Below are 1,473 nucleotides of genomic sequence, written 5' to 3'. Positions count from 1 at the left end.
CATCCGGGCTTCTGTAACGGGCCTTGGTTAGTCAATCCCTTTTTGCGTCATCCGCTTGCCGGGAACCTGCTTCTGTACGGGATCAACGCGATGGTCGTCCCTTGATGGAGTTCTAGAGAGGAGCAGGCCGGCCAATCTACGGAAGCGTGATCGCATCGACAGATGCGTCGACAACCCGGATGACGGCCTGACCTGATCCATCGTCCCGGCGAGGGGACTTCGCCTTCGGGGAAGGCTGGTGTGATGCCCGCCCGAAAACCTGTGAGCTCCTGTTTTAGGCTGCCATGGCCGTCGCCTTGAACGGTACGTTGTCCTTGAGCATGCGCAACATGATCACGGCGAGCTTGCGTGCCAACGCCACCTTGGCCTTGCTCATGCCGGCGCGCCTGGCGATCCGCATCGCCCAGCTCTTGAGCCGCGCGCAGCCCTTGATCGGCTTGGTCAGGATGATGTGGGCGGCCTCATAGAGCGCCTCGCGCACGGAAGCGTCGCCATTTTTGCTGATGCGGCCGGAGTAGTCGGTCTCGCCTGACTGGTGCTTCTTCGGCGTCAACCCGAACAGCGGCCCTGCCCGCTTCGAGGAGGTGAAGCGGGAGGGATCATCAATGGCGCTGGCATAGGTCAGCGAGATGATCGGCCCCACGGCTGGGGCCGACATCAGCAACCTGGCCTTGGCATCCAAGAGCGACATCGTCCGCACCCGCTTCTCAAGACCGTTGAACTCGCGCAGCAACACCGCATGAATTGCCAGCGTCGCCGCGGCGATCGTCTCAAGGGCCGGATGGCCGGCCACCAGCTCGTTGATCCTTGCCGCAAAGCTGCGCTTCGTCGTCTTGCCGACCTTCAATCCGAAGCCCCGCAAGATCCCGCGCAAGCTGTTCTCGATGTCTTGCAGTTTGGCCTGGATCAGCTTGCGCGCCGTCAGCATCGCCCGGGTCTCCTGTGCACTCATCGACTTGCAATGCACCGGCCGGAACCAGCCGAGCCGCATCAATTGTGCGATGTTGCGGGCGTCGTTGCGATCCGACTTGACCGGCATTGCCTTGAAGGCATTGCGAACGTGCCGCGTCTCCAGAAGCTCGACCGCGAAGCCAGCCTCCTTCATCGCTGCATAAAGCCACTGCGATAGCGGTCCTGCCTCGAGCCCGATCCTGGCAAGCTCAAGCCCCAGCGAGTGGAACCAGCCGATCAGCGCCTCCGGTTCGCTGGCCACCTTGTTCTCCCGAACGATCTTGCCGTTCGTTTCGACAACGCACACGCTGGAGTGTTCCAATGACACGTCGATTCCGGCATAATAGTCCATGGTCGTCTCTCCTCGATGCTTGGAGCGAGGCCTGGCCTCGACTCCGCTACACCATCATGTGAGGGACGACCGCTTGCCTTCCAACCAAGCCGCGCGACGCGCGCCACAAATAGCGCCGTAGCTAGCGCGGCTTGGCTGGAAGGCTGCCCGGGGCCCGTTACCCCATCTAC

At 62.2% G+C, this 1,473-nt stretch carries 1 protein-coding gene; it reads right to left on the bottom strand.

Annotation, left to right across the window (positions count from 1 at the left end):
• Positions 1 to 274: 274 nt before the first annotated feature.
• Positions 275 to 1,303 carry an IS110 family transposase gene (locus tag IVA80_RS19960; RefSeq protein WP_247434045.1) on the bottom strand — a complete coding sequence of 343 codons (1,029 nt, stop codon included), beginning with the start codon at positions 1,301 to 1,303 and terminating at the stop codon, positions 275 to 277.
• Between the last annotated feature and the right edge of the window lie 170 nt (positions 1,304 to 1,473).

It is taken from the genome of Bradyrhizobium sp. 139 (assembly GCF_023074175.1).
Lineage (GTDB): Bacteria > Pseudomonadota > Alphaproteobacteria > Rhizobiales > Xanthobacteraceae > Bradyrhizobium.
The sequence above is the reverse complement of the archived record's forward strand: the minus strand, read 5'-3'. Positions and strand labels throughout refer to the sequence as shown.

Bases quoted from the DNA above. Each gene is read 5' to 3' on its own strand.
- IVA80_RS19960 (WP_247434045.1), bottom strand. From the start codon at position 1,303: ATGGACTATTATGCCGGAATCGACGTGTCATTGGAACACTCCAGCGTG.